We start from the raw sequence: 6,253 nt of genomic DNA, 5'->3' as shown, positions 1-6,253 counted from the left end.
TCGATCGGGTCATGACCAAGCCGATCGAGGTCATCGGCTACAGCCGCCAGTACGTGCACGCCAACTGGAAGCTGTACGCCGAGAACACGCGCGACTCCTACCACGCCATGCTGCTGCATCTGTTCTACCCCACCTTCGGCATCGCCCGCCCGGCGCAAAAGGTGTCCATCGAGATGAACGAGGCGCGCTATCACAACCTGTTCACGGTGTGGCAGCCGTCCGGCAAGGAGAGCATGGACACCTACAAGGCCAACACCACACGCGCCATCCAGGGCGGGCAGGACGCGCTCGAGGCCCCGCAGTTCCTGCGCTACATCGACGAGCGCGGCGACGACATCTGCATCACCATCGAGTCCCTGTTCCCCAACAGCGTGTTCCAGCACATCCAAAACGGCATGGCCGTTAGGCAGATTCGCCCCACCGCCGTCGACCAGTTCGAGCTGTACTGGACCTACTTCGGCTACGCCGACGACAGCGAGGAGATGCGCGCCCACCGCCTGCGCCAGGCCAACATGCTGGGCCCGGCCGGCCTGATCGCCATGGAGGACGCCGAAGCCGGCGAGATCATCCAGCGCGCCATTTCGGACGGCAGCAACGAGCAGTCCTTTGTCGAGATGGGCGGCTACGGAACCGATAATCTGTACGATATTTCTGGCACCGACGAGAACTCCATCCGCGGCTTCTGGCAGGGCTACCGGAACCTGATGGGCTTTTGAGCGTATGCGCCACTGCAGCCAGTGCGGAGCGCCGGTCGAGCTGCGCGTGCCGGCCGGCGACAACCGCCCGCGCCACGTGTGCAGCGCCTGCGATGCCGTGCATTACCAGAACCCGCGCCTCGTCGTCGGCTGCATCCCGCAGTGGGAAGACCGCATCCTGCTGTGCCGGCGCGCCATCGAGCCCGCCTACGGCCGCTGGACGCTGCCGGCCGGCTTTCTCGAACTCGGCGAAGGCACCGCCGAGGGCGCCGCACGGGAAGCCGCCGAGGAAGCCTGCATAGACGTCGACATCGGCCCGCTGTTCAGCCTCATCGACGTGCCGCACATCGGCCAGGTGCACATGCTGTACCTGGCCCGCCTGCGCGAACCGCGCTGGGCGGCGGGCGAGGAAAGCCTGGAGGTCGCGCTGTTCGCCGAGGGCGACATTCCCTGGCCGGAGCTTTCATTCCGCAGCGTGCGCGAGACGCTGCGGCATTACTTCGAGGACCGGCGGCGCGGGCAGTTCGGACTGCACACGGCGGTGCTGGGCCCGCCGCCGGGCTAGCTGGCCGCCTTTTTTGGCAAGCCCGGGGATGGCGTGCGGATCGGGCGGGCCAATCGCGCGATCCGCCAAGACCGTCGCCCCGCGACCGCCGCGGGTGGACACGGCGCACTGACGAGGAATCCCATGCACACCTACATTCCGGTAGCCCTGCTCGCCGCCCTCATCCACGCCTTCAGTTCCGTGTATTCCAAGCGGCTGTACGTGCTGGCGGACCGCCCGCAACAGGTGGCGTTCTACAGCCTGTTCAGCACCGGGCTGCTGTGCGGCGCGCTGATGCCGTTCGTGCACTTTCGCGATCCGTCCGGCGCCTGGCTGGACGTGCTCGGCGCCGGCGGCTGCTTTGCGCTCGGCTACGTGGCGCTGCTGCGGGCCATCCGCATCGGCGATGCCTCGTTCGTGGTGCCGCTGATCGGACTGAAGATTTTCTTCATCGCCGGGCTGTCGGCGCTGTTCCTGGCCGAGACCTACGGCCCGCTGGTGTACGCCGGCGGCATCGGCGCCATGGCGGGCATGTTCCTGCTCGGCGACGGCAAGCTGCACGGCAACCCCAGGGCGCTGGCGCTGATGCTGTTCACCACCTTCTGCTATGCGCTGACGGACATTTTTCTGGTACGCCTGTTCCGGGCCGGCTTCGGCACGCTGGAGGTGATGATTTACCTGTTCGTGGTGTCCGCCCTGCTGCTGGTGCCGGTTGCGGCGGTGACGCTGAAGGGTCGCTTGCGCATCAACCGCCGCTTTGCCGGCGGGCTGCTGGTATACGGCTCGGTACAGCTGCTGGGCGGGGTGTTTCTGATGCTGTCGTTCGCGCTGGCCAAGGTGGCCACCATGGTCAACATCGTGCAGAGCGCACGCGGGCTGTTCGCGGTCGGTATGGTGTGGCTGATCACCCGGGCGGGCCTCGAGGGCATGGAACGACTCTCGCGCCGGCAGTACCTGCTGCGCGCCTGCGGCGCGGGCCTGATGACGCTGTCGATTTCGCTCGCCATCCTCGCCAATGGCTGACGACACGTGGGCGACCCCGACCCGCCCACGCAGCGCCATGGCAACGTCAATCGAAGTGCCGCGCCCGCTCGCGCAGCTCGAATTTCTGAATCTTGCCGCTGGCCGTGCGCGGCAGTTCGGGCACGATTTCGAGCCGCTCCGGCCAGTAGGTGCGCGAGGTGCCGGATTGGGCGAGCCAGGCGGTCAGCGTGTCGAAGTCGAAGGCGGCGCCCGGTTTCAGCGTGACGAACGCGCAGGCGCGCTCGCCCAGGCGCGCGTCCGGCATGGCGACGATGGCGGCATCCTGCACCGCCGGGTGGCGGTAGAGCAGGTCCTCGACCTCCGCCACCGGGATGTTCTCGCCGCCGCGGATGATGATGTCCTTGGCGCGGCCGGTGATGCGGATGTAGCCGCCTTCGTCCATGCGCGCGAGATCGCCGGTGTCGAACCAGCCCTCGGCGTCGACGTCGTAGGCGTCCGGGCGTTTCAAATAGCCCACGAACAGGCAACTGCCGCGGGTCTCGAGCGTGCCCTCGGCGCCGGGCGGCACCGGCTGGCCCGCCGCATCCACCACGCGCACGGCCATGCCGTGCAAGGCGCGGCCGTCGCTGCCGAACACCTTTTCCGGCGCATCATCGGGGCGCGTCATGGTGACCACGCCGCACTCGCTCATGCCCCAGGCGGCGATCACGCCGAGGCCGAACTTTTCGGTGGCGTTCTGCACCAGCACGCGCGGGATCGGCGCCCCGGCGCAGACGAACTGCTTCAGACGGCAGTCGGCCGGTGCGGGCGCATTGGGAGCATTCGTGAGGTCGGCGAGAAACGGCGTGGCGCCCATGGAGAAGGTGACGCGTTCGGTCTGGATGGTGTCCCAGGCGCGCGCGGCGTCCCACACGTCCTGCAGCACGACGCGCGTGCCGAGCACGACAGGCAGCATCAGGCCGTACATGAAGCCCGTCTGGTGCGCCAGCGGCGAGGCCATGAAGCACACGTCCGCGCCGGAAAGGCCGATGCCGTCCGCATACGCCCGCACGCCGGCCAGCAGCGTGTTGGAAGTGTGCATCACGCCCTTGGGTTGACCTGTGGTGCCGGAGGTGTAGAGCAGCTGGATGACGTCGTTCGGGTCCGGCCGGCGGCGGGCGAATTCGGTCTCGCGGTCGAAATCGTCCTCCCAGCGCGTCTCGAGCAGCGTGCGCTCGAAGCCGTCTTCGCCCTCGCCGCCCACCACCAGTACGTGTTCGAGCGCCGGCAGCCGGCCGCGCAGGCCGGCCAGCATGGCAGGGTAGTCGTGGCCGCGGAAGCTGCGCGGCACCACCACGAGGCGGGCGCGGGCGAAGTCGAGCATGAAGCGAAGTTCGCGCTCGCGAAAGATCGGCATCAGCGGGTTGCTGACGGCCCCCACGCGAAGGCAGGCCAGGTGCAGCGCGATGAACTGCCACCAGTTCGGCAGCTGAAACGCCACCACGTCGCCCGGCTGCACGCCAAGGCCGACCAGGCCCAGCGCCATGCGGTCCACGCGGTGCTGCAACTGCAGGTACGACAGGCGCGTGGCGACGCCGCTCATGCTGTTGTGGTCGACCACGGCGAGCCGATCGGGGTGGCGATCGGCCAGCGCATCCAGCAGGTCGGTGAGCAGCTCGTCGCGCCACAGGCCGGCAGCCGTCATGGCGGCCACGCGCTCGGGGCTCAGGATGGGATCACAGACGCCGGGCATGGAAGCTCGCGCAGATAGAGCGGTGCGGCGCCGCGCGCGCCGCACCGGCAAGGCTCAGGCCGCAGCGGCGGCCGGCACGCTGTCGATCACGCCGTGCTTGAGCAGACCCTCGCGGATGGTCTTTTTCATCGCCTCGTCGGCGTAGGGCTCGAGCGGCGGGCGGCACGGGCCCATCGGCTGGCCGAGCAGCTCGAACCAGTACTTGATCGGCGCCAGCGAGTACTGGTTCTTGCGCACGATGTTCCAGACGAAGATGTCGTTCATGAGGTCACGGATCGGGTCGAGCTGGCGGTACAGCGGCAGCGCCTCGTCGAACCTGCCGGCGTTGGCGAGCTCCATGCATCGGACCAGCGTATCGCGCTGCTTGCCGAACATGACGTACTCGCAGGTGCCGAACAGGCACTGCCCGCCGTGCACGATGGCATCCCACAGATAGAACGATTCCATCGGCTCGGTGACCACCATGCGATCGCCGGTCAGCTTGCGCAGCGCGATGGTGTCGGCCGGGTTCAGCAGGCCGTTCTTGATGCCGACCACCATTTCGAGGTCGGCCAGGCGGTTCAGCAGGCCGTGATTCAGCACCACGCCGGCGGTCGGCGTGTTGTACAGCACGATGCCGAGCGGGCTGTGGTCGGACAAATACTTGTAGAAGCCGTACAGGTCGGCATCCGAGCGCAGCTGGATGACCGGGTTGATCACCTCGATGAGGTGAAAGCCGAGCTCGGCCAGGCGATGGGCCTTTTCCAGCACCGTGAACGGCGACGGATCGAGGATCACCGAGGTCAGCATCATGCGGCCCTGGTTGGCCTTGGCCACGGTCTCGCTGTACTGCCACCACTCGGCGGGCGTCATGTTCCAGGCCTCGGCGGTGTTGCCGCCGGTCATGAGACCGTACAGGCCCTCGTTCGCCCAGCGGTCGACGTGCGCGGCCAGCATCGGCAGGTCCAGGCTGAAGTCGGCCTTGAACGGCGTCGGCACGGCGTTGGTGGACTTGATCATGTGGGCGCGCGCCCAGGCTTTGGCTTCGCTGCGGGTATAGGGGGCCATGGCATTGCTCCTCGTTTGGGGGCCACTCGAACGGCGCACGATACCACCAGCCGGCTGTGGTAAACAGGCGTTCACCGGCATTACAAAAAGACTTTTCAGACAGGAGAAGGCCATGAGCGACCGCGCACGCGTGCTGCGCCACGACGACGACCGCCTGCAGGCGGTGATCCCCGGCCGGTTCGAGTTCAAGCACCTGCACGGGCAGGGCTGCTCGGTGGCGCTGTACAAGATGCGCCGGGCCGCCGACATCCCGACCCGGCTCAACTGCCACGAAGAGGAAGTCACCATCATGCTGTCCGGCGAGTGCCGGCTGCGCATCGACGGCGAGGACATCATCCTGCGCGCCGGCGACACCATCCTCATCCCGGCCTTCAAGGAACACCTCGGCGAGTTCCTGACCGACGAGGTGGTACTGGTCAGCGTGTTCGTGCCGCGGCGTGAGGAATTCGGCCCGGAGAGCGACCAGCCGCCCAGGCTGTCGTTTCTGGGTGACTGACGCGGCCGCGGCGCCCTGTCCCCTGCCCCTCTCCCGCAAGCGGTGGGACCCTCTCCCCTGCCCCTCTCCCGCAAGCGGGAGAGGGGAATGGAACGGGCGCGGCGGGGGTTGCTTTCCCCTCTCCCGCGAGCGGCGGAGGGTGGCCGCAAGGCCGGCAGAGGGCCTTCCCCCTGCCGCTTGGCGCGTCAACGAACCTCGCGCCCCCGCCACAGAAGACGCCGCGGGCGCAGCTCGCCGGCCGCCGGCGGGACGGTGCGCAGCTCACCGTTTTGCAGCTCGAGCCCCAGCAGGCCGTAAGCCGCCCACAGCATGCGCGCGGCGGCGCCGGTGTACCAGCTCCAGCCGCCGCGGCCCTCGTGACCGAGGCCGCTGTAAATATCGGCCGGCTGCTGGTGCGGGGCAAGGCCAAAGCGCGCCGCCTGCTCGGGCGCGTGGCGGCCGAGCGGCGAGACCTTCTGCCACAGCCGCCAGGCGGTGGCGCCGAGCTCGCGCGCCATTGCCGGGTCGTCGCATTCGCGGGCCAGCAGCACCAGCGCGTCCACCAGCCAAGAGGCGCCGTGGGAGTACTGGCCGCCGTTCTCGCGCACGCCGGGCGGGTACAGCGCGATGCGCCCCGGCCAGGGGTTGGCGTGCTCGTCGAACGGCGGCCACTGCACGCGCACCAGCAGCTCGGTTTCGAGCTGCGGCAGCTCGGCGCGCAGCGCCGCCAGCGCGTCGCCAGCCGGCACGGCACCGGACAGCGCCGGCCAGGCGGC

The 6,253-nt window shown here is 68.6% G+C and carries 6 protein-coding genes and 1 pseudogene; 4 read left to right on the top strand and 3 right to left on the bottom strand.

Features of this window, described 5'->3' with window-relative positions; translation table 11 throughout:
* The 3 genes from PHC73_RS10365 to PHC73_RS10355 all read left to right on the top strand — a co-directional run.
* A partial coding sequence (locus PHC73_RS10365; RefSeq protein ID WP_300127645.1) for an SRPBCC family protein occupies positions 1 to 716 on the top strand: 716 nt, incomplete at its 5' end.
* Between the two features lie 4 nt (positions 717 to 720).
* Positions 721 to 1,260: an NUDIX hydrolase gene (locus tag PHC73_RS10360; protein WP_300127642.1), complete on the top strand. Its 540-nt coding sequence runs from the start codon at positions 721 to 723 to the stop codon at positions 1,258 to 1,260.
* A 123-nt stretch (positions 1,261 to 1,383) separates the two neighbouring features.
* The gene (locus tag PHC73_RS10355) at positions 1,384 to 2,262 is read left to right on the top strand and encodes a DMT family transporter (RefSeq protein WP_300127639.1); all 879 of its coding nucleotides are present in this window, start codon (positions 1,384 to 1,386) and stop codon (positions 2,260 to 2,262) included.
* A gap of 46 nt (positions 2,263 to 2,308) precedes the next feature.
* Here PHC73_RS10355 and PHC73_RS10350 read toward each other — a convergent pair whose 3' ends face one another.
* Both PHC73_RS10350 and PHC73_RS10345 read right to left on the bottom strand, forming a co-directional pair.
* On the bottom strand, positions 2,309 to 3,955 hold the full coding sequence (locus PHC73_RS10350) for an AMP-binding protein (protein WP_300127637.1): 1,647 nt from the start codon (positions 3,953 to 3,955) through the stop codon (positions 2,309 to 2,311).
* A gap of 54 nt (positions 3,956 to 4,009) precedes the next feature.
* Positions 4,010 to 5,002: a dihydrodipicolinate synthase family protein gene (locus PHC73_RS10345; RefSeq protein WP_300127634.1), complete on the bottom strand. Its 993-nt coding sequence runs from the start codon at positions 5,000 to 5,002 to the stop codon at positions 4,010 to 4,012.
* A gap of 112 nt (positions 5,003 to 5,114) precedes the next feature.
* Here PHC73_RS10345 and PHC73_RS10340 point away from each other — a divergent pair, with 112 nt between their 5' ends.
* Positions 5,115 to 5,498, top strand: a complete 384-nt coding sequence (locus PHC73_RS10340; RefSeq protein WP_300127631.1) for a cupin domain-containing protein — start codon at positions 5,115 to 5,117, stop codon at positions 5,496 to 5,498.
* 185 nt (positions 5,499 to 5,683) lie between these two features.
* Here PHC73_RS10340 and PHC73_RS10335 read toward each other — a convergent pair.
* A pseudogene (locus tag PHC73_RS10335) lies at positions 5,684 to 6,253 on the bottom strand (glycosyl transferase family 36); the annotation flags it as partial.

This window comes from Immundisolibacter sp. (genome assembly GCF_028696615.1).
Lineage (GTDB): Bacteria > Pseudomonadota > Gammaproteobacteria > Immundisolibacterales > Immundisolibacteraceae > Immundisolibacter.
This window is presented reverse-complemented; position numbering and strand designations above follow the sequence as displayed.

Bases quoted from the DNA above. Each gene is read 5' to 3' on its own strand.
- PHC73_RS10360 (WP_300127642.1), top strand. From the start codon at position 721: ATGCGCCACTGCAGCCAGTGCGGAGCGCCGGTCGAGCTGCGCGTGCCG.
- PHC73_RS10355 (WP_300127639.1), top strand. From the start codon at position 1,384: ATGCACACCTACATTCCGGTAGCCCTGCTCGCCGCCCTCATCCACGCC.
- PHC73_RS10350 (WP_300127637.1), bottom strand. From the start codon at position 3,955: ATGCCCGGCGTCTGTGATCCCATCCTGAGCCCCGAGCGCGTGGCCGCC.
- PHC73_RS10345 (WP_300127634.1), bottom strand. From the start codon at position 5,002: ATGGCCCCCTATACCCGCAGCGAAGCCAAAGCCTGGGCGCGCGCCCAC.
- PHC73_RS10340 (WP_300127631.1), top strand. From the start codon at position 5,115: ATGAGCGACCGCGCACGCGTGCTGCGCCACGACGACGACCGCCTGCAG.